This window comes from Moraxella bovis (assembly GCF_002014975.1).
In the GTDB taxonomy this organism is placed as follows: Bacteria; Pseudomonadota; Gammaproteobacteria; order Pseudomonadales; family Moraxellaceae; genus Moraxella; species Moraxella bovis.
In genome coordinates this window covers 26,090-47,721 of sequence record NZ_MUXV01000024.1, presented here as the reverse complement: position 1 = coordinate 47,721, position 21,632 = coordinate 26,090, and the positions used below count along the sequence as shown (strand labels likewise).

Here is a 21,632-nt window from a genome sequence, read left to right as displayed (position 1 = left end):
CTAAAAATACCGCAATACCGCCAACGCCACTTGCTCGTGCGTGTCATCACGCCCACGCTCCGCCTTACCTGTCAAGCGTAGGGCGTATGTGGGGCTGATGTCGTACTGCACGCCGACATTAAGAGCAGGCTGAACGTATGTCGAGCGAGTCTCGCCTTGATTGTGATGATACCACACTGGCAGGGCAAGCTCGCCCATGACACGCACCTTATCACTGGCATGATGAATACAGCCGACATTCACGCCTGCCCCCACACGATAGCCCTTATTGATATGCCCCACTTGTCCGCCATAACCGCCAAACACATAGCAGAGCGTATCGGCAAGCCTGCCCGTACCTAGCTCGCCCTGCCCAAGTGTCCATGATTTGCCCTTTTCTAGGCGAACATCAAAGACCATATGGTCATCATTATCCCTATCCGAGCCATCCATGACCTGCATGAGCCGTGCGTGCTGACCCCATGCCATGCCGTTATGGGCTTTGGCGGTGTTGGTTGGGTTATAACTGCGTGTGCTAAATACCGTTGCCTTATCCACTTTTAGCCTATCATCATATCGTACATCGAGCGAGAGCATTTCGACATCAAGATACTGGCGTACGCCCACAGGTCTATCTAGCACATCATAATATGCCGAGCGTAACGACAGTCCAAAAGTTGTGCCGTCATTATCACCCGTGCGTGTACCATGATAACTGTCATCATAGCCGACCGATAAGCCAATGCGGTGCGTGGGACTGGCATGGGCGGGGTTGCTAGGGCTTGTAACCACACCCTGTGTGCCGTTTTGCACCGCTTGCGCGGTACTGATCTTTGACGGCAGGTATTTGGTATCACGCACCAGTCCCTTATCGGTCAGCACGCGTGCCACTTCGTTAGGAATAACGACTTTGCCAACCGCTTCACGCAACTCACTGCCACGCACGACATCAATCAGGCGTAATATCTCACTGGCACAGTTGTCATGAGTAAAAAAATACGGACGTTTTAAGTCTTTAATCTCCCACACGTGTCGCATGATTTGGGCGACTTCGGCAGTGGTGAGATTTAAGCGATATTCCCAAATGTCTCGCTCATCATCAAGCAAGTACACATCTCGCTTTTCATCATAATCATAAAACTCCATGATCCCTGCATAACCGCCCACCAGCGAGCGGGCACTGGCTTCGGCTTCGCCGTCCGCCTTATCTCGGGCAACGGTGTAGTTAATGGCAAAAGCGTCATCATCACGACCACTTGCCAGACTTTGCTCGGTGTCCGCCTTTATCATCACATGAGCGAACGCCGAGCCGAGCGAATTGGGGTGTTCATCGGCAAAGGTCAGCGACAACGCCCGAGCGTCATACTGTTTCGCCCACGCATGAAATTCATCACAACCGCTGTCATCTAACGCCAAGCCCAACTGCTCTGCCACATAGTGCGTGCGAGCAGGAAAGGCACACAGCACCTTATCATCACGTTCATCTATCGCCTTGATGATAGCGTCAAGCTCGGCTCTGGTGTCACCCCCTGCCAGTAAAAAATGAGGGTCTTTGGCAGTGGGTTTGCCTTTTTTGTCAAGCAGTAACAATTTTCGCCATGCAGGGGAGCTTGCCACGTCTGCCAAAGACCCAGATTGGCTGGCGGTTGGGGCGGTGCTAGGTTGGGAATTATCTGTTAAAAATGAATGCTGAATCTCATCAAAAACCACACGACTGTCTCGATACGCCACGTTGGTGCCGTCCGTTAGGGCATTGCCAGATGAGACGGCATACACTGGCACGCTCATCAAGGCGGTTAGGCTAAGGGCTAGTAGTGTGGGGGTGGATTGGTAAAAATTTTTCATAGCAAGTGTTAAATCAAGTGTTAAATTTAAATAAAAATTGATAGAATAGACTTTTGACAAGTATAAATCATCATGACAAAATTCACCACTTTTTTTATCAAAGACGGCATATTACACGGAGCGGACTTTGTGCCGTCCCCCAATTTTAATGCCCGCCCCGACTGCCCCATTACGGGCATTGTCATTCATAATATCAGCCTGCCCCCAAGCGAATTTGGCAAAACAGATAAGACTGGCACGCATTTTGTCAAAACCTTTTTTCAAAATAACCTAAATGCCAATGACCACGACTATTTTAAAACCATTGCCGATTTAGAAGTGTCGGCTCATTTATTTATTGAGCGAGACGGGTCTGTTAGTCAATTTGTCAATTTTAATAACAGGGCATGGCACGCAGGGAAGTCCGCTTACCTTGGGCGGTCAAATTGCAATGATTTTACCATTGGCATAGAATTAGAAGGCGATGATTACTCACCCTTTACTAAGATACAATATACCGCTCTTGCTCATATTATCCACGCCATTTATACCGCCTATCCTGCCACAAAGAGACATCTTATGGGACATAGCGATATTGCTCCTGCTCGCAAAACCGACCCTGGCGAATTTTTTGATTGGCAAAAATTAAGAAAAATGGTCGATGATTTATGCAAAAAATAATGGATTTAATTTTTTAAAAGTTTTTAGGAGACTTATTAAAAATTTAATTAAAAAATACCCCAAATTTATTACCAATTTTTAAAAGGAATTAATATGCACACCAAAGATTATTTAGTCTTATTTAGCGTGGTTTTGATTTGGGATGTCAATTTTTTGGCAATAAAAATCGGCTTAAATGATGTACCGCCTTTGATATTAGGCATGGTGCGTTTTTTATTGATTTTAAAGAATCCATCAAACCCAATCATCTGATTGGCATGATAATGGCTGGTGTGGGCTTAGGGCTCATCGGCGTAGGGCAATATCAAGGCGGATTTTCGCTCATCGGTATGTTCCCTGTGCTGGGTGTGGCGTTCAGCTGGGCGATTGGCAATGTCATCGTCAAAAAAAAATCGGACAAGTCAATCCCTTATCACTCGTCATTTGGGGCAACTCATCACCTTTACGCTAGGCTCGCTCGTGGCGTATGGCGTGGGCGGTGTGATAAGCCATTTGGCAAATTTTAGCCTGTCAGGGGTGCTTGCTGTCATGTTTTTGGCGTATGTGGCGAGCTTTGTCGGCTATACAGGCTGGGGGTATTTGCTGGCTCGGCATTCGGCAAGCAAGGTTACGCCCTTTATCATGCTTGTGCCTGTCATTGCGTTGGTCGTGGGCTACGTGGCGTTAAAAGAGCGTCTTATTTTGTGGCATTATGTGGGGATTTTGACGGTATTGTTTGGGCTTGGGGTGCATTTGTTGGGCGGACGGTGGTTTGATAAGAAGTTTTAAAAATGGTTTATTTATTTGAATGGCATTATTTTAAAATATGGTATGTTCAATAAAATACTTTTTAAAATTTGATGTGTGGGGGAAAATTGAAATTCTCCCAAAATTAATATTTATCACAGGGTTAATTCAGTTTTCCCCTACAATTTATCCAAAATTTTTATCCAATTAAAATTTGTATTTTTTAAATTAACATATTTTTAAAAATAAAATTGATGAAAATCATTTTTTATATAAATTAAAAGATGCGTGGGATACAGTTGCTACAATCTTTATTTTTAAGTTACAATATTTTTAAAAAATCATTCACTCTTTTTATTATTTTTAATTTAAACAGCCCCAATTTTGATTTAACAAATCCGCCCACACCCCACAAATTCACAAAAATTCATCCACTCATCGCTCAAATCCTTTATAATACGCACAAATTTTTGTTGGCAATTTATCATGGCAAAATCTCGTCTGCTTAGCTCCACCCTTGTTGTTAGCTCCATGACCATGCTCTCACGCATTTTAGGCTTGGTGCGTGATGTCGTCCTTATGGGCGTGTTTGGGGCAGGCGGTCTTATGGACGCATTTTTGGTCGCCTTCAAAATCCCCAACTTTTTACGCCGTCTTTTTGCCGAAGGAGCATTCTCGCAAGCCTTCGTGCCTGTCTTGACCGAATATAAAGAACAGAAAACCTTTAACGAAATTCAGCTACTCATCAGCCGTGTCTCGGGCGTGCTTGGGGTGATATTGCTGGCACTCACTGTGGCGGTGCTTGCCCTTGCCCCCTTTGTGATACAGCTTTTTGCCCCTGGGTTTGTGGACGACCCTGCCAAATTTAACACGGCAACCGAGCTTTTGTACCTAACCTTTCCTTATTTGTTTTTTATCTCGATGACGGCATTTTTTGGCAGTATTTTACAAAGCTATGGTAAATTTGCCCCGCCTGCCTTCGCCCCTGTCTTACTCAATATCTCGATGATAGTCGGGGCGTGGCTCATCGCTCCCATGCTTGACAAATCTATCATGGCACTAGGCTATGCGGTGGCGGTGGCAGGTGTATTACAGCTTATCATTCAACTGCCTGATTTATATCGCAAAAAATTGCTGGTCGCCCCAAGCATTGACTTTAAACATGAAGGGGTCAGACGCATCTTGACGCTCATGCTCCCTGCCATTTTTGGGGTGTCGGTAACGCAAATTAACCTGCTACTCAACACCATTTTTGCATCCAAAATGGCAAACGGCTCGGTCTCGTGGCTCTACTCTGCCGAGCGGCTAAGCGAGTTGCCACTCGGTCTTATTGGCGTGGCAATCGGCACGGTCATTTTGCCCAGCCTGTCAGCAAGCCGTGCCAAAGCGGACATGACAGAATTTGGCAAAACCCTAGACTGGGCAATGCGTCTCATTATTCTTATCGGTCTGCCTGCATCCGTGGCGATGTTTGTGCTGTCGGACGTGCTGATGAATGCCCTGTTTGTGCGTGGCGAATTTAGCGCCACAGACGGCGACATGGCTTCTCTTGCTCTACGCTGTCTGTCGGGCGGGATTTTGGGCTTTATGCTTATTAAGGTGTTCGCCCCTGCGTTTTTTGCAGGGCAAGACACCAAAACCCCTGTCAAAATCGGTATCGTCTCAGTGTTTGCCAATATGCTGTTTAGCGTGGTGTTTATTGGGATTTTTTATCTTGCCAAATTGCCCTTGCATGGCGGTCTTGCCCTAGCCACGACAGGGGCGAGCTTTGTCAATGCAGGGCTTTTGTATTACTTTTTACAAAAACGGGATATTTGGCACTTTGGCAAACATTGGTACAAAATGGGCACGCAGTTTGTCATCGCCACGCTTGCCATGACGGTAAGTCTGTATGCGGTGCTACCCTACTACCCCCAAGACGGCTCGGCATGGGCAAAACTTGCCGTGCTAATCGCTATCTGCGTGGCAGGTGCGGTGGTGTATGGGGTGGTGCTACTTGCCAGTGGGTTTAGACCAAGACAGTTACGGCATGGGTGAGATTGAAAGAAAAGGGGAATGTGCAATACTCATCTTTTAAAATCAAAATATATTGGTGTGCGGTACACGCCTTACAAAACCACACATTCCCCAACAAAAAGAGCGATTGCTCGCCCTTTTTAACTTTTCTTAATTTTCATCATTTAATTGTGGCACTAAGGTTAATTCCAACAGATGAATATACCGCCCTTCTACGTCCACCACCGTGATTTGCCAGTCATTGATAGACACGCTCTGCCCCTCTAAGTTGCTCACCGCCCCCAACGCCTGCATGACCAGACCGCCCATGGTATCCACATCCGTATCATCAAAGCTCGTCCCCAGCACCTCGTTGCAGTCGCCGATGAGTGTGGACGCTTGCACGAGCCACACGCCGTCTTTTTCGGGGTGGGTGATGATATTGTTAATAGTGCTGTCCTCATCGATGTCATCATGCTCATCAACGATGTCGCCAACAATCTCCTCTAACAAATCCTCCAACGTCGCCACGCCCGACACCGAACCGAACTCATCAACCACGACCGCCATATGCACCTGAGCCCGTTGCAGTGAGCGTAGCAGGGTATCCGAGCGTGCCGTCTCCGAGATGTATAGGGGCTTTCGTACTAGGTCTTTGAGCAAAAATGGAGGGTTTTGCCCTGCCGATTTTTGGGCAAGATAAGGAATTAGGTCTTTGACCAGCAAAATGCCCATGACCGCATTGTCGTCCGCCTCATCGATGACAGGATAGCGAGAATGATTGGACTCAAAAATGGTGGCAAGCACCGTCTCAATGTCATCACTACTGGTAATGGCTCTCACATCAGGGCGTGGGGTCATAATTTCCTTGACCGCCATGGCAGGCAAATCAAGCACGCCCTCAAGCATATCGACCATGTCCGAATCCAAGAACCGCCGAGAGTCTTGGACAAGGTTAAGCAGGTCATCACGGGTTTCGGGGGCGGTGGAGAGCCAGCGTTTTAAGCCACGTCGCCAACTGTGGTCATCAGACATGGGAAATACTTTCCTTTGTTGTTTAAAAATATGTGCTTAATTTAGCGGATTTTGGGTGAATATTCAATCATTTTTTGTAAAATTTTAAGTCCTTGACTTTCAAAATAAAAATATCCATAATGCTTCATTATCCCATTTTTAAGGATTAAAAAATGCGTGCCAAACACTACCCAATCCGCCCCAAACAAGCACAAGGCTATCTGATGGTACTCTCCATGCCCATTTTGTACATTGTGCCAACTTTTGTGCTGACTTTTTTTCTAAAAGACAATGCTCTTTCTTATTGGCAAAATTTTATCATTGCTACAAGTATTGGGCTTGTGTTTTATTTTTTGGTGCGTGCGTATTTTAAACCCAAAATGTATGGCATTGCCTTAATCATTGACGATAAAGGCATTAGAACCAACAGCAATTTTTTAAATAAACTACCCAATTCCACGCCCATTTTATTAAAAGACATTGATAGGATAGACTACGCCGAAAATTTAATCCAAGAAATGACGGGCAAATTGCTATCAAAAGGTGACCCTTATTTAAAAGACTTTAATAAAACCCTAATCATTCACGCCAGCAAAAAAGAACGCTTTGGCAAAATCAGCCAAAAGTTTATGATTAGCCATCATATGTGGGAAATTGATAATTTTGATGAACTCTTGACAGTTTTTGCTAAATATGGACATACACCCACCGCCATTGACAATCAAACTTATATCAAAGACAATATGCCACAATTACAAGAACTTGGCAAGCGTTCGGGGTATTTGGCTTACTCGTCATTTTTCTTATTTATCATAATGGGGGTGTTATTTTATTTTGATAAATTTATTACCCTAGATTTTGGCAATATGTCATCTATTTTTATGGGCGTGGCGGTATTGGTTGGCATTATGGGGCTTTATTATGTGTATAATGAAAATAAAGAATGGCAAGGGGCGGTATCTCTTGTTTTATTTGTGCCCATAACAACGGCATTTATATTTAGTGTGATGTTATTTTTATCGCCATTTATAGGTCAATTGCATCCCGTAGAATTTAAATTACAAGGTGGCAAATGGCAAACCAATTTTAACCAAAAACCCCTTGAAATAGAATGCCAAGAAAATCAAACCAATATCAATTCAGATGGTAAAGTCAATATTATAGATACTTTGGGAATGATACGAATTTCCTTTGATGAAATTAATAAAGTTTGTCATGGTGGGAAATTTACCAAAGGGGATTAAATCTTCACCCATCTTATCACCCGCTCTTCTATCTCGTCATCACGAAAGTTTAGCTCCGAATGACATCGCCCCGCCACACTTAACTTTTTCATCTCTTTATTGTGCCTGTCTTGCCCTGCCTTCAAATAATGCCAATGCGGTAAGCCCTGCCCTAGATGTAGGCGCTTGTAGGCGCAATGACGGGGTAACCACATCATATTTGGGAGCATATCCACCGTTAGGCGAATGCAGTCAGGCACAAAGCGTTTGCGGTTGGGATAATCCGAGCAATGCCCTGTGGCAGTGTCAAGGAGTTTGCACGCCACGTCTGTATATTCAGTCTGTCGCACGTCATCATCGTCTAGGTATTTGACCAAACAACACACCCCACAGCCATCGCACAAGGCTTCCCATTCGTCATCGGTTAAGGCGGATAGGGGATAATTTTGCCAAAAGTTAGGGCGTAAATCGGACACGGCATTTTCCAAAAATATTTATTGTAACAAATTTGGCGGTTTTTGGTGGCAAATTTGCCAAAAATTTTTGTTATAATCATCGGTGGGTTTAAAAATTGGTTTTTAACTTTTGCAAAATTTTGGTGTAGGGCAAATTTATGATTTACGACATCATTGGCGACATTCACGGACACGCCGACAAATTAACAGGATTGCTTGATAAATTGGGCTATACTCATAATGGCACAAGTTATATCGCCCCGCACGGTCATCAAGCGATTTTTATGGGTGATTTTATTGATAGGGGTAATCAGCAATTAGCCACACTCCAAATCGTTTTTGATATGATTGATAATAATGAGGCTCTTGCCGTCATGGGCAATCACGAATACAATGCCATATGCTACGCTACCCAAAATGACAATGGCAAATATCTACGTCCGCATACCGACAATAATAACTTTCAGCACAAAGCCTTTATTGATGAAGTAGGATTTGATAGCGAGTTGCATAGATATTGGATACAGCGGTTTTATGAATTGCCATTATGGATAGAATTAGACGACTTCATTTGCATTCACGCCTGCTATGACAAATATAGCATACAGATATTAACACCCCTACTTCATAATAATAAACTAACCCCCAATGCCTTACAGCTCACAGGCAAAAGAAACACCAAGCCTTATTATGCCATAAAACATTTATTAAAAGGCATAGAAAGCCCCCTGCCGACTGGCTTAACCATGACCGACAAAACAGGCATTGTCCGCACAAATGATCGTGTCAAATGGTGGATAGACGATTGGCAAAATAAATCCATTGACAAAACGCTATTTGCCAATGATTTGCCTGAGATTTATCTTAATGATTTGTCTGATGAATTATTGGCATTTAGCGTTACAACCAACAAACCAATATTTATCGGGCATTATTGGTTACATGGTAAGCCCACGATTTTATCCGATAAAGTCGTGTGTATTGATTATTCGGCAGGCAGGGGTGGTCATTTAACCGCTTATCAATTTGATACCAATAATCCGATATTAGATGATGATAATTTTGTGCAATTTGTGGGGTAAATGATCTGGGGAATTTTGTTTAAAATTATCCTAATAATTTTAATGGGTTTATTTTAGAATACAGACATACAATAATGATTTATTCACCCCAAAATCTATAATTTACTTTAACAATTTTATTTAGATTAACCATACCAAATTTTTTAAAGATTAAATTTCCCCACACCCTTAGCATTCGCCCCAATATTTGCTATAATACTTTTTTCAACCATTTTAGCCATTTTAAGGATTATCATGTCAAACGCCCACGCCCCAAACCCTGCCCCCATTTCATCGCCAGACGGCACCCCAAAAGTCGGTATCATCATGGGCAGTCAGTCCGATTGGGCGACCATGTGTGAGACGGCACAGATTTTGGCGGATTTTGGCGTCCCCTTTGAATGCGAAGTGGTCTCTGCCCACCGCACGCCTGACAAACTCTTTGATTATGCCAAAACCGCCAAATCTCGTGGCTTGTCCGTCATCATCGCAGGGGCAGGCGGGGCGGCTCACCTGCCGGGAATGTGTGCCAGCCAGACAGATTTGCCTGTGCTTGGCGTGCCTGTCAAATCAAGCATGTTAAGCGGTTGGGACAGTCTTTTGTCCATCGTACAAATGCCCAAAGGCGTGGCGGTGGGAACGCTTGCCATCGGTACGGCAGGGGCGTACAATGCAGGGCTTTTGGCGGTGCAAATGCTTGCCATTTCTGATGACAAATTAGGGCAAAAAGTCTCTGAATTTCGTGCCAAACAAACACAAAGTATTTTGGATAATCCTGTTCCGGGGATTATTGGTTAAATTCGTCAAAGAAACCGTCAGGTGTGTATGATGCACCTTTTGGGATTTGGACTTTAATGGTGCGTGGTACGCACCTTACAAACCGCCCTTATTCTGTATTAACTCTAAAACACCAAAAACCAAATTGAGAACCCCTATGCCAAACACCCCCATCTCCATCGCCAATTTTTATAGCGTCAATCACTCCAAACACCCCGTCAAAACCATCGGCATTCTAGGCGGTGGGCAACTAGGCTTAATGCTTGCCCAAAGTGCCTTGCCACTTGGCATTCGCTGTGTGTTCCTAGAAGACGCTCCCAACTGTCCTGCTCGCCTTTTGGGTAAGGTGTATAGCAGTCAGCAGTTTGATGAATTTGCCAAAGCCTGCGACACTTATACCTTAGAATTTGAAAATACGCCCTTAAACAGTGCCAAAGTTTTGGAGCAAACGGTCGGACTGTTTCCGCCTGCTCACGCCCTATTTATCGCCCAAGACCGCTTAAATGAAAAGAATTTGTTTAATACGCTCGCCATTGACACCGTGCCATTTTTGGCGGTCAATTCGTTTGATGAATTACAAAATGCGTGCGACAAATTAGGCTTGCCCCTTGTGTTAAAAACCACTCGGGGTGGTTATGACGGCAAAGGGCAATTTGTCATTAGAAGTGAAACCGACATCAAAACCGCTTGGGACGAGCTGGGCAAGGCGTGTGAAACTACCCCCTTAATTGCCGAAGGGTTTATCAATTTTAGCCGTGAAGTTTCCATCATCGCCGTTCGCTCAAAGCAAGGCGAAATCCGCTATTATCCTTTGGTGGAAAATGTCCATCACAATGGCATTCTTGCCAAAACAGAAGCCCCTGCCCCCAATGTAGAGAATTTGACCGAACAAGCCCAAAGTAATATCAAAAAACTCTTGGAACATTTAAATTATGTCGGTGTTTTGACCTTAGAATTGTTTGTTACGGACAAAGGGCTGATTGCCAACGAAATCGCTCCCCGTGTACATAATTCTGGGCATTGGAGCATTGAGGGGGCGGTGTGTAGCCAATTTGAAAACCATATGCGGGCGGTGGCAGGTTTGCCCTTGGGCGATACCAGCATTGCGGGGCCGTCTGTAATGCTCAATGTTATTGGCGAATATCCCAATATCAGCGAAGTGCTTACCCTTGACGGCGTGCATTATCACGGCTATGACAAAGAAGAACGACACGGACGCAAAATCGCCCACATTACCATAATGCCAACCGACAGCGAGAAACTTACCGAGACGGTGGAAAAGGTGGTGGGGCTGTTGCCGAATAAGCTTGGAATGTGATTTACATTATTGAAAATAATTGGTTTATTGATTTTATTGATAGACCAATTGGAGGGTAATAATGCAACGATATCCATTTTGGATTGGTCTTATTTTATTTTTAATTTTGGTTAATTTTGGTCAGCATTTTTCTGAAATGGTAAATAAACTTCTTTTTGTCTCAATTGCAATAATGTTTACTCTCAATTTTATAGATACTACCAAATTTTTAAACAAAAGTTTAAGAGAGTTTTTTAAAAATTTAAAATCATGAGATGATATGTTTACCGACATTGACCGCCTAAAATCCGCCCTTGATAATAACCGCCCCTTGCCATCTCATTTGGTCAAAAGTTTGGCAGAAGATTTGACAATTCGCTGGACTTACCACAGCAATGCCATTGAGGGCAATACGCTGACTTTGCTTGAAACCAAAGTCGTGCTAGAAGGCATTACGGTGGGCGGTAAGGCATTGCGTGAGCATTTTGAGGCGATTAATCACAAAGAGGCGATTGATTATGTCTATGAACTTTGTGATAAAAATGAACCCCTAAGCGAATGGCACATCAAAAACCTACACGGCTTGGTACTAAAAAACATTGACCCAGACAATGCAGGGCGGTATCGGTGTGCCAATGTCATCATCACAGGGGCAAGCCACACACCGCCTGAGCATTTTTTGTTAAATGAACGAATGGGCGGGCTTATGGCGTGGTATGAGACCAAGACAAATTTACACCCTATAGAAAAGGCGTGCCAGCTCCATACGGATTTTGTGATTATTCACCCCTTTATTGATGGCAATGGGCGGACTGCTCGGCTTTTGTTAAATCTTGAACTTATCAAACACGGCTACCCGCCTTGTGTTATCACAGTGGACAAACGCCTTGCCTATTATGAGGCGATTGATGACTGGGCAACCACAGGCAACCGCCATAAATTTTTGACCCTAATTCACGACTGTATGATGGAGGGGTTTGGGGTTTATCAAAAGTTGGGGATAGTATGATTATTTACATAGACGCAGACGCCATTCCCACCATCGCCAAAGAGCTGATTATCAAAACCGCGGGTCGCACACAGGTGCAGGCGATTTTTGTGGCAAATGCTTATGTCAAATTACCGCCATCACCTTATTTAAAGTCGGTGGTGGTCAGTCAAGGTTTTGATATGGCGGATAATTTTATTGTAGATAATGTGGGCGTGGGTGATTTGGTGATTACATCAGATATTCCCCTTGCCGATAAAGTGCTGACCAAAGGAGCAAAAGTTTTGACATCACAAGGCGAAGAGCTTACCCCCAATAACATCAAACCCAAATTAAACGTGCGTGATTTTATGGAATCCTTGCGTGGCACTGGTGTCTTAGACCCTACCGATATGGGCGGACAAAAACCCTATGGCGATAAGGACAAACAAGCCTTTGCCAATGGGTTAAATCGGCTGGTCAAACCAACCAACAAATAAAAGTAAAATTTAATTAAAATGATTGGTGATTTTATATGATTTTAACCGATATTGAAAATATTTAATTTTAATAATGATGATGCCAATTTATTTTTGGTTGATGATTTATTTTTAAAAGCCAACGCCTTAAAAAATTCCTTATTACCAAGATTACAAGCTCTTATTCAACATTGTACTACCAAAATCAATGAAGTTTATGATATTGATGTCTTTCAAGATTCAATCATTAACAAATATCCAAACTTTCGCAATCAAAGAATGAATGATTTTGATATTGATTATATGCAGGTGTTTGCTGGCATTGGCGGACAGCGTGCAGATAAATGGAATGGGTTTGCTAATAAAAATAGCAAATCTATTATGGTTTTACCATTTCGTTTGGGATTTATTGCAACGGAAAATGGCATTCAATTATTATTAGAAAACGGTTGGTTAAAAAATCTTAATAAAAACTCTTTTGATAAATTACTAAAATTTCATTTCAATCATCAAGAAAAAATCACTTCTTTATTGTTGTTGTCAGGTATGCAACTGGATTATATTGATAATCAAAATCCTTTATTAACCATACCCGAACATTTGTCCTTTGTAAAAAATAATGATATTATTGATATGAGTTTTATTGGTCAAAATATTCATTATCCCATTCAAGAAAATACAATATATACACTTATTAGAAATTTTTTATATTTTACCTCATTTATGACAGTTATATACAAATTGCTAAGGGCAATAAAATTCGTTTTAATGATTTATTGGAAAAACTCAATCAATGGCTACTGACAGATAATACCATACAAACAAGTTGTCAAAAACCAATTATCAATCAGACTGTTTTAATTCAAAATGCAGAACAACATTTTAAAGTTATGCCTTCTATTCGTTGGCGGGTTTTTCAAAGAGATAATTGGAAATGCGTTTCGTGTGGTCGCACGGTTCATGATGATGTGATTTTGCATATTGACCACATTATTCCACGCTCGATTGGCGGGACGGATACTTATGAAAACTACCAAACACTTTGCCATATTTGCAATATCGGCAAAAGCAATAAGAATGATGCGGATTTGAGAAAGAGTTCATGATGCTAGATTGGTGTGGTGATTTTAAGTGTGCATTTAAATTGTTTTGGTTGAGTCATCAAAATTCAGCAACATAAACACGCAAACACCACAAAATTCCCATGCGTTTTTGTCAAAATTTTGGCATAATATCCCCCATTCATAACACTTTTTACGCATTTTTACGCCAAAACTATGATTGAACAATGGAATAAAGAACTCGTCTTACAACGCCTGCTCGCCTTGACTTTGCTTGTTATCTTGATTGTGCTGTGCTTTAAAGTGGTGCAATTTTTTATCGTGCCAGCGTTGTGGGCAGGGATTTTGGCGTATGTTACTTTTCCTGTTTATACTTTTTTTCACACCAAGGTCCGCCTAAGCCCTAGTTTTAGTGCGTTTTTGATGACTTTTTGTATCTCGCTCATGATTGGCATTCCACTGATTGTGGGCGTGTTTTATTTGCAACATGAAGTGGTAAGTTTTGTTGGTACGGTAATTCGCCGACTGCAAGCAGGCTATTTGGATTTACCTAGTCAAATCAAGAACTTACCTGTCATCGGGCAGACGATTAAGGACACGCTTTGGGAGATTAACAAAAACCCTGAGGCGACCATGGAGACGGTGCGAACGTGGATGCAGTCGCATTTGTATTATGGCAAAATGGCGTTTGATGCGGTGCTAAAAAACCTTGCCAAACTTGGTATGGCTCTGATGACCCTGTTTTTCTTTTATCGGGACGGCAAAAGTCTAGTTCACCAAATCCGTCAAGCCATGAAAAACATCATCGGCGACCGCATTGACGACTACATCGACTCGGTGGGGGCGACCACGCAAGCGGTGGTGTATGGCATTGGATTGACGGCACTGGCTCAGGCGATTTTGGCAGGGGTGGGCTATGCTTTTGCCAACGCCCCAAACCCCATTTTGCTCACACTTCTTACCTTTGTTGTGGCACTCATCCCCTTTGGCACGCCCTTTGCGTGGGGCGGTGTGGCGGTGTGGCTACTCACTCAGGGGCATACAGCAGAAGGCATTGGGCTTGCCCTGTGGGGGACGCTTGTCATTAGTTGGGTGGATAATCTTATTCGTCCGATTGTGATTAGTGGGGCGACCAAAATTCCCTTTATCATCATCTTTATCGGCGTGCTTGGAGGATTGACGGCATTTGGGTTTGTGGGGCTGTTCATCGGGCCTGTGGTGCTGGCGATTGGCTTGGCGGTGTGGCGAGAGTGGATAAGTCAGCACAAAAATGAGATTTTTACCCCCAAAGACAGCATTGTCCCTGTGGCGGACGGCAAAGCCTTACTTGCCGACACCCCAACGCCCAAGCCTGTCTTGGATACAGAGAAATTGGAAAATTAGATAAATTAAACTTCCTAAAAAACCAGTTTTCCGTTCGCCCTGAGCTTGCCTGCGGGTAGGAAAACCGTTATGGTTCAACTTATCTCACCACGAACGGTTTTCTTTGTAGCATACTTTTTGAACCAGAACCAGTTTTAGATATATAGACCGGCTATTTTTGCACATCTATGCCAAAAAGCATTTATTAACCGTACCCCAAAATCCAGATGTTTTTGGGGATTTTATACCCAAAAATACATCACAAATCACACATCTGCCATCAATAAGGACACAACCTGTCCATGTCATGACTTATTCTGTCCGCAACACTAGGTCAAACCCCACCTTTGGGTCAATACCTAGTGCTTGACAATACTGGATAAATTCCACCACATCAAGACGGCGGTCGCCATTCTCCACCCGCTGGACGAACGAATGCGGGCGGTCAAGTCGCTCGGCAAGCGTCCGCATGGGTAAGTTTTGGGCGGTGCGTGCGTCATACAGCCACGCTCGCAAGGCTATCATCTGGGCGGTGTGAATACTTCTGGTCATTACCATGAACTCATGGAAAATAATAGACCTATTTACACCATATTGACGAATTTATCCAAAATAGGTACAATACGTTTATTCGCTCATTGCTCTTGGCATAAAGTGATAACGCACCACAAGGAATTTATTTGACAGCTCATGAGCAACAAGCATGAACGACTGGCGGACAGATTTGCCGACATCTTTATCCGTCTAAACAGCAACGAACGCCTAAACACCAAGGCTCTGGCGGACGAATATGGCGTGTGCGACAAAACCATTCGCCGTGATTTGAATCGCATGGAGTGCTATCTGCCGTTGGTGCGTGACCGTGGGGTCGTGTCTTTGGATAATAGCCGACGATTTGATTTAACCCACAAAGAATTTGGCGAGCTGATTAAACTCATCGGTATTCATCATTTGTTGCCAAATATGGATATTGGTTTTTTAAGGGAGCTAATTAAACAAAAGTCGGACAGCTCATATCATATTCATCATTATGCCTATGAAAACAGTCAAGCATTTGATGAAATGATGAAGCAGTTAGACAGTGCTATCAATAATCGCCAAATCATACACTGCCGTTATGATAATAAAGAGCGTACCATTTATCCTTACAAACTAATTTTTAAAGAAGGATTTTGGTATTTGGCAGGTGTGGAAAATGACCAACTAAAAAGTTATCGGTTAAGTAAAATTGTTGATTTGATCATCAGAAAAGAATGCTTTGATAGCAATGATAAAATTGATACGCTCATCAATAACGATGACAGCATTTGGCTTGGGCAACAAGAGATGACCGTTCTTATCAATGTCAGTCAAAAGGTCATATCCTATTTTCAGCAAAGACAGATTTTACCCAAACAATCCATTATCGCCAAACAAGCCAATGGCGACTGGCTTATACAAAGCACGGTTTGGCATTATGATGAATTATCGCCCATTATACGGTGTTGGATACCGCATTTGACCATTATCGAGCCAAAAGACTGGCAGGATAGGTTGGAGAGTGAACTAAGGTCATATTTAGATTAGAATTTATTTTAACCCCGCTGAATATCAGCATTTTTATAAGGAAACTAACCATGCCATTACCATTTATCCTAGGCGGTATCGCCATTGCCACCGCAGCTACTGGTGCTAAAAAAGCCTATGACGGCTATCAAGACAAAAGTGAAGCCGATGATATTGTAGAAAATGCCAAATACAGATATGACCTTAAAAAATCAGAGTTAGAAGAAGCCAATGAATTAACCGAAGGAAAAATTAATCAGTTGGGCGAGCTTTATCTAACGATTGGACAGGACTTTAAAACCTTTGAAGAATTAGCTGATGAGTTATCAAATAAGCTCAACCAACACTCGAATAGGCACTTAGAAATTAATTTGCCCAAATATAAATTAAATCAAATTAAAGCACTTTCAATGAATTCGGTTGCGTATGCAAGTAAGGTTGCTATTGGCGGCGGTGCAGCAGCCTATGCTGTTTATGGCGGAACCATGGCGTTGGCCGCTGCCTCTACAGGCACACCAATCGCTGCTCTGTCAGGTGCGGCAGCTTATAACGCCACAATGGCAGCTATTGGCGGTGGCTCACTGGCAGCAGGCGGCTTAGGTATGGCTGGTGGAGCGATGATTCTAAGCGGTGTAGTAGCAGCCCCTGTTATTGCTGTAGCAGGTTGGGCGTTCGCCTCTCATGCCAAAGATGCCCTAGAAAAAGCCAAAGAAATTCGCACGCAGGTTGCTGAGTATGAAAGCAATGCCGATGCTGCCATTGCACATCTTAACGATACTCGTGCTTATGTTCTCAACATTATCCTAAACGTCAAAAATATCTATCTCCAATTTAAACATTATCTAAAAGACTTGCAACGGGCTGCACAGTTAATAAGAAAAGGTTTATTGGATACCATCAAGGAAACAGATACCATTATTCAATCAATCAATAATGGTTACGCTTTGGCGGCAATCTTGACTGATATTATCCAAACGCCAATTTTTAAATTAAAAAAAGAAAATGGTGAAATTGTATATGATGAAAATAATGTACCACAACTCGAAGAAGGTCCGCATGGCAATGTGCTAAATACCGCAGAGATGAGCGATAAACTGCAATCATCATCAAGCAATGCCAGAAAATATTAACGCTTTGCTACTCTTTAAGATGTCCTAACTCATAGGACATCTTATCCCTTGGAGAAATCAAATGACAAACACCCAACACTTTGATTGGCGTAATGAGCTTAACAAAACTGTTACTCATAGCCTTGTAACAACCTTCGGTTTGGACTTTTTATTATTTGAAGATAAAAAAGGCGGTGATGTAGATACCATTCACAATGCCCGTCAAGGCATATGGGCAACCGATGAAGCTCGTTCTGCCTATGAAAATCGTGGCGATTACAATTCACACGCTTATCATTCGCATGAAAATTATATCAACAAAGGCAGAGAAGATAAGCAAAAATACCAATCGGGCAAATTGCATGATGCCTACCGTAACACCACAATGAAACACGGCGAGAAACGTCATTTAGACCATATTATCTCCGCCAAAGAAATTCATGATGATGCAGGTAGAGTTTTGGCAGGATTGGACGGCTCAGAACTTGCCAATCAAAATAGCAACTTTCAATCCACCTATGACAAAATCAATATTGCCAAAAAACAACATTCTACCGAAAAATTTTTGAATGAAGTTTTACCAAAAAGCATTAATAATTATGAAGCCAAAATTAAAAACTACGAGCAACAACTGGCAAAACTTCCAAAAGATGCTCACGGTCAAGATGTTTTGGATTTAAAACAGAATTTACGCCAAGCCAAGGAAGATTTGGAGGCTTTGCAAAATATTGACAAAGAAGCCATGATTGAAACTGACAAGAAAGCACGGGCTGAATACAATCATGAAATTGGTATGGCTTATTACACCAGTAGTAAATTTTTTAAAAACACCGCAAAGGCTGCTGCTAGCCAAGGCTTTCGTATGGGAGCAAGACAGGCGATAGGCTTGGTATTGGCAGAAATTTGGTTTGAATTAAAAGAAGCTCTGCCAAATCTTTTAAGGAAATGTCAAATAAATTTTAGCCTTGAAATATTTTGGGGGGAACTAAAAAATACCTTAAACAATATTTTTGAAAGGGTAAAATTAAGATTTAAAGATGTACTAAACACCTTTAAAGACAGCTTTATTGCTGGGGTTTTGTCTAGCATTACCAACACCATTTTAAATATTTTCTTAACCAGTACCAAATTAATGGGGAAACTTATCCGTGAATCCTGGAATAACTTGGTGCAAGTCATCAAACTGTTGGTATTAAATCCCCAAAAGTTGGCATTTGGCGATTTGATGAGAGAGATTACCCGACCTATTTTTGCAAGTGTTTCTACCATATTGGGCGTTATGCTCAATCAGCATTTGGCGACAGTCTTAACCATGCCTTTTGGCACGGAGATTGCTGCTTTTATCAGTGCATTATTTACAGGTCTTTTGATGGTTGGCACTGCTTATTTTATTGATTATAGTTCCCCTATGAAAAAAGCGTGGGGGTTTTTAAACAGTCTTAAAAATAAGTATGATGTCTTTTTAGACCATATGAAAGAGATTAATGCTGAGCTAAATGCTTATGTTACCAATCTTGCCAAAATAGAGTTTAATCTCAACCCCCAAGAGTTAAGGGATTTATCTAACGCTCTTAGCCATGCCAGCAATGAAATCCAAAAAGGACAAGTCTTACAAGCCGAAATAGACAGGCGTGGCATAGAATTACCCTATGAAATGGGGGATGGCGACAGCACCATGTCATGGCTACAAAGCAAAGCCAAAAAGATCCATGGATAATCTCACGCCTTTTCCATGCACATCCTGTGGCAAATGCTGTCGCCATGTCAACCTAAGTGAACATACTGCTTATTTAGACCGTGGCGATGGTGTTTGTCAGCATTTTAATGATGACACCAACCTGTGTTTGATTTACGATGACCGCCCACTTATTTGTCAGGTAGAGAATTATTATAAAAAGCACTTGGCCGAACATATTGCCTGGGACGAGTTTGTTCGGCTAAATCTGCAAATCTGCGAAAAACTATGATTGAACAACAAGTCCTCCGCACGCCATCTCCACTGCCTTGACGATGGCGAGGGCTTTTTTGTTGGTTTCGTCCCACTCTGCCACAGGGTCGGAGTCCGCCACCACGCCTGCCCCTGCTTGGATATGGACTTGCCCGTCTTTTAGCACGGCGGTGCGAATGGCAATGGCGGTATCCATGTTGCCCGACCAGCCCAGATAGCCCACCGCCCCACCAAACACGCTACGGCGAACAGGCTCAACCTCATCGATGATTTGCATGGCTCGGATTTTGGGAGCTCCTGACAGCGTGCCTGCTGGGAATGTCGCACAGAACACGTCCAGAGCGTCCTTATCAGCCGACACCACACCTTCTACGTTGCTGGCGATGTGCATGACCTGCGAGTAGCGTTCAATAAACATTTTATTGGTTACCTTGACCGTGCCAATGTCGCACACCTTGCCGATGTCATTACGCCCTAAGTCAATGAGCATCAGATGTTCAGCGATTTCTTTTTGGTCGGAGAGTAGCTCGGCTTCTAGTGCCAAGTCTTCTGCCGCATCCACGCCACGACGGCGAGTGCCTGCCAAAGGTCGCACGGTAACTTTACGCTCATCACCCACCATCTCAATACGAGAGAGAATCTCAGGCGACGCCCCCACGATGTGAAACGGCTCATCATTGGCAAGCTCGCCTTGTATCAAAAATAAGTATGGAGAAGGGTTTAGGTATCGTAAGGCTCGATACACCGCCAAAGGATCTCCCTCAAACTCAGCAGACAGTCGCTGTGCGGGAACCACCTGCATGACATCTCCTGCTTTGATGTATTCCTTAATGCGGTTTACGTCCGTGCAGAATTTGTTTTGCCCTGTTTGCGAGACAAAATGCGGTAAGGGCTGTTTTTTGACGGTCAAATCAGGCTTGTGCGAGAGTAGATTTTCAATAATATCAAGCTGTTTGACCGCCTTTTTGTAGCCGTCTTTGGCTTGTACGTCCGCATAGACCACGACAGATAGGGTATGTTCTAGGTTGTCAAATACCACGACAGACGATGATAGGGTCAGCCACATATCAGGCAGAGCCAAAGGATTGGGCGAGTTTGACACGCCAACAGTCGGCTCAATCACTCGTATCATGTCATAGCCAAAATAGCCCACGAGTCCGCCACTAAATGCAGGCAAATCAGGCATGATATCTTGGCTTGGGGTTTTGTACTCCGCCATAAAGGTGCGGATAAAATCAAAGGGGTCGGTGTCGTGCGTGGTCGTCTCGTCCTTGCGAGCATCCTTTACCACCACCTTGTCGTCATGATACTCAATAGTAATGTCCGAACCCAGTCCAATCATGGAATATCTTGCCCAACGTTCGCCCCCCACCACCGACTCAAACAGATAGGCGGACGCAAAAAATTTACGCAAATTGGCAAACACCGACACAGGGGTGGCATCGTCCATTAAGCGTTTTTTGATAAGTGGAATGTGGGTGTAGCCTTGCTCGGCAAGAGCGTGAAAGTTGGATAAAGATAGCATGACAAGTCCTAAAAAATTTTTATTATTATAACCCAAAACGCATGACAAAAGACAATAAAAAAACCGCCTAAGCTCTCACTTGGCGGTCATCATCAAATCAGCCCACTTACCACTGCCGACTGATACAGGCGTTTGGCACGGCTGCCCGTCCCACAAAACACCATGACAGGCTTGGGCAAATCAGACAACAGATGGGCAAATGCCGTCACCGTCTCCAAGTGCAAACTCTCGCCATCCACGGGCAGATGACGATAGGACAAGCCAACCTGCTCGGCACTTTGGCACAGCTCGGCAGTCTTGGGCTGACCTGCCATCTCATCATCAAAACGCAAATTTATCAAACTCTTAAAACCCAGCTCGGACAAGGCTTGGCATTGACAAGGGTAGATTTGTTTATACAATGTGATGTTTGTGTGCATGTGATTCCCCATACTTGGCGATTTATAATAGGACTTATCTTACCCAAAAACAGACGGACGTTCAACGCCAATTTGGCATAAGTTTATGAAAAAATTTTAAAATTTGGGGGATTTTTAAAAATTTTGGAATAAGGGGTGTAAAATTGATTAAAATTTAATCAGACTATTTTTCAATTTTCAATTTT

The 21,632-nt window shown here is 43.1% G+C and carries 24 protein-coding genes; 18 read left to right on the top strand and 6 right to left on the bottom strand.

Translation table 11 applies throughout. The features are described 5' to 3' along the window. Complete coding sequence (locus B0182_RS06285; RefSeq protein WP_078274099.1) at window positions 1-1,824, bottom strand: Lnb N-terminal periplasmic domain-containing protein; 1,824 nt, start codon at window positions 1,822-1,824, stop codon at window positions 1-3. 72 nt (window positions 1,825-1,896) lie between these two features. Here B0182_RS06285 and ampD point away from each other — a divergent pair, with 72 nt between their 5' ends. The 5 genes from ampD to murJ all read left to right on the top strand — a co-directional run bounded on the left by ampD (window position 1,897) and on the right by murJ (window position 5,247). Continuing rightward, complete coding sequence (gene ampD, locus B0182_RS06280) at window positions 1,897-2,484, top strand: 1,6-anhydro-N-acetylmuramyl-L-alanine amidase AmpD (RefSeq protein WP_078274098.1); 588 nt, start codon at window positions 1,897-1,899, stop codon at window positions 2,482-2,484. 93 nt (window positions 2,485-2,577) lie between these two features. Beyond that, window positions 2,578-2,736: a hypothetical protein gene (locus B0182_RS14285; RefSeq protein WP_158079650.1), complete on the top strand. Its 159-nt coding sequence runs from the start codon at window positions 2,578-2,580 to the stop codon at window positions 2,734-2,736. 11 nt (window positions 2,737-2,747) lie between these two features. Continuing rightward, complete coding sequence (locus B0182_RS14280; protein WP_158079649.1) at window positions 2,748-2,990, top strand: hypothetical protein; 243 nt, start codon at window positions 2,748-2,750, stop codon at window positions 2,988-2,990. Beyond that, a complete protein-coding gene (locus tag B0182_RS06275) occupies window positions 2,908-3,252 on the top strand; it encodes an EamA family transporter (protein ID WP_158079648.1) in 345 nt (114 codons plus the stop codon). The genes B0182_RS14280 and B0182_RS06275 overlap by 83 nt, the downstream gene beginning before the upstream one ends. A 444-nt stretch (window positions 3,253-3,696) precedes the next feature. After that, complete coding sequence (gene murJ, locus B0182_RS06265) at window positions 3,697-5,247, top strand: murein biosynthesis integral membrane protein MurJ (RefSeq protein WP_078274095.1); 1,551 nt, start codon at window positions 3,697-3,699, stop codon at window positions 5,245-5,247. Between the two features lie 129 nt (window positions 5,248-5,376). On the opposite strand, the gene B0182_RS06260 is transcribed toward murJ, so the two are convergent. Further along, complete coding sequence (locus tag B0182_RS06260) at window positions 5,377-6,240, bottom strand: transporter associated domain-containing protein (protein WP_029104063.1); 864 nt, start codon at window positions 6,238-6,240, stop codon at window positions 5,377-5,379. A 152-nt stretch (window positions 6,241-6,392) separates the two neighbouring features. Here B0182_RS06260 and B0182_RS06255 point away from each other — a divergent pair, with 152 nt between their 5' ends. Continuing rightward, entirely contained in the window at window positions 6,393-7,463 is a 1,071-nt protein-coding gene (locus B0182_RS06255) for a hypothetical protein (protein WP_078274094.1), read from the top strand. Here B0182_RS06255 and B0182_RS06250 read toward each other — a convergent pair. Continuing rightward, complete coding sequence (locus B0182_RS06250) at window positions 7,460-7,918, bottom strand: YcgN family cysteine cluster protein (RefSeq protein WP_078274093.1); 459 nt, start codon at window positions 7,916-7,918, stop codon at window positions 7,460-7,462. The genes B0182_RS06255 and B0182_RS06250 overlap by 4 nt on opposite strands. Before the next feature lie 137 nt (window positions 7,919-8,055). Here B0182_RS06250 and B0182_RS06245 point away from each other — a divergent pair, with 137 nt between their 5' ends. The 8 genes from B0182_RS06245 to B0182_RS06205 all read left to right on the top strand — a co-directional run bounded on the left by B0182_RS06245 (window position 8,056) and on the right by B0182_RS06205 (window position 14,922). Beyond that, on the top strand, window positions 8,056-8,979 hold the full coding sequence (locus tag B0182_RS06245; RefSeq protein ID WP_078274092.1) for a metallophosphoesterase: 924 nt from the start codon (window positions 8,056-8,058) through the stop codon (window positions 8,977-8,979). A 234-nt stretch (window positions 8,980-9,213) separates the two neighbouring features. Continuing rightward, window positions 9,214-9,756 carry a 5-(carboxyamino)imidazole ribonucleotide mutase gene (gene purE / locus B0182_RS06240; RefSeq protein WP_078274091.1) on the top strand — a complete coding sequence of 181 codons (543 nt, stop codon included), beginning with the start codon at window positions 9,214-9,216 and terminating at the stop codon, window positions 9,754-9,756. 136 nt (window positions 9,757-9,892) lie between these two features. Then, window positions 9,893-11,053 (top strand): 5-(carboxyamino)imidazole ribonucleotide synthase, encoded by a 1,161-nt coding sequence (locus tag B0182_RS06235; protein ID WP_078274090.1) that lies wholly within the window; start codon window positions 9,893-9,895, stop codon window positions 11,051-11,053. A gap of 259 nt (window positions 11,054-11,312) precedes the next feature. Continuing rightward, window positions 11,313-12,041 (top strand): Fic family protein, encoded by a 729-nt coding sequence (locus B0182_RS06225; RefSeq protein WP_078274088.1) that lies wholly within the window; start codon window positions 11,313-11,315, stop codon window positions 12,039-12,041. Next, window positions 12,038-12,499, top strand: a complete 462-nt coding sequence (locus B0182_RS06220) for a YaiI/YqxD family protein (RefSeq protein WP_078274087.1) — start codon at window positions 12,038-12,040, stop codon at window positions 12,497-12,499. The genes B0182_RS06225 and B0182_RS06220 overlap by 4 nt, the downstream gene beginning before the upstream one ends. A gap of 51 nt (window positions 12,500-12,550) precedes the next feature. Then, window positions 12,551-13,282 carry a hypothetical protein gene (locus tag B0182_RS06215; protein WP_078274086.1) on the top strand — a complete coding sequence of 244 codons (732 nt, stop codon included), beginning with the start codon at window positions 12,551-12,553 and terminating at the stop codon, window positions 13,280-13,282. Next, window positions 13,255-13,584 (top strand): HNH endonuclease, encoded by a 330-nt coding sequence (locus B0182_RS06210; protein ID WP_208624048.1) that lies wholly within the window; start codon window positions 13,255-13,257, stop codon window positions 13,582-13,584. The genes B0182_RS06215 and B0182_RS06210 overlap by 28 nt, the downstream gene beginning before the upstream one ends. Window positions 13,585-13,755: 171 nt before the next feature. Beyond that, window positions 13,756-14,922 (top strand): AI-2E family transporter, encoded by a 1,167-nt coding sequence (locus tag B0182_RS06205; protein WP_078274085.1) that lies wholly within the window; start codon window positions 13,756-13,758, stop codon window positions 14,920-14,922. A 291-nt stretch (window positions 14,923-15,213) separates the two neighbouring features. Here B0182_RS06205 and B0182_RS06200 read toward each other — a convergent pair whose 3' ends face one another. Then, on the bottom strand, window positions 15,214-15,453 hold the full coding sequence (locus B0182_RS06200) for a helix-turn-helix domain-containing protein (RefSeq protein ID WP_078274084.1): 240 nt from the start codon (window positions 15,451-15,453) through the stop codon (window positions 15,214-15,216). Between the two features lie 138 nt (window positions 15,454-15,591). Between B0182_RS06200 and B0182_RS06195 the strand changes: the two genes are divergently transcribed. The 4 genes from B0182_RS06195 (at window position 15,592) to B0182_RS06180 (ending at window position 19,522) form a co-directional block, all read left to right on the top strand. Then, window positions 15,592-16,467 (top strand): helix-turn-helix transcriptional regulator, encoded by an 876-nt coding sequence (locus tag B0182_RS06195; RefSeq protein ID WP_078274083.1) that lies wholly within the window; start codon window positions 15,592-15,594, stop codon window positions 16,465-16,467. Between the two features lie 50 nt (window positions 16,468-16,517). Further along, window positions 16,518-17,576: a chemotaxis protein gene (locus tag B0182_RS06190; RefSeq protein ID WP_078274082.1), complete on the top strand. Its 1,059-nt coding sequence runs from the start codon at window positions 16,518-16,520 to the stop codon at window positions 17,574-17,576. Between the two features lie 61 nt (window positions 17,577-17,637). After that, complete coding sequence (locus B0182_RS06185) at window positions 17,638-19,272, top strand: hypothetical protein (RefSeq protein ID WP_078274081.1); 1,635 nt, start codon at window positions 17,638-17,640, stop codon at window positions 19,270-19,272. Beyond that, a complete protein-coding gene (locus B0182_RS06180; RefSeq protein WP_338129871.1) occupies window positions 19,205-19,522 on the top strand; it encodes a YkgJ family cysteine cluster protein in 318 nt (105 codons plus the stop codon). The genes B0182_RS06185 and B0182_RS06180 overlap by 68 nt, the downstream gene beginning before the upstream one ends. On the opposite strand, the gene trpE is transcribed toward B0182_RS06180, so the two are convergent. Both trpE and B0182_RS06170 read right to left on the bottom strand, forming a co-directional pair. Next, window positions 19,517-21,028 carry an anthranilate synthase component I gene (trpE, locus tag B0182_RS06175; RefSeq protein WP_078274079.1) on the bottom strand — a complete coding sequence of 504 codons (1,512 nt, stop codon included), beginning with the start codon at window positions 21,026-21,028 and terminating at the stop codon, window positions 19,517-19,519. The two genes, B0182_RS06180 and trpE, sit on opposite strands and share 6 nt — an antisense overlap. A 92-nt stretch (window positions 21,029-21,120) precedes the next feature. Further along, window positions 21,121-21,447, bottom strand: coding sequence for a protein tyrosine phosphatase family protein (locus tag B0182_RS06170; RefSeq protein ID WP_029104049.1), 327 nt, complete (start codon window positions 21,445-21,447; stop codon window positions 21,121-21,123). Between the last annotated feature and the right edge of the window lie 185 nt (window positions 21,448-21,632).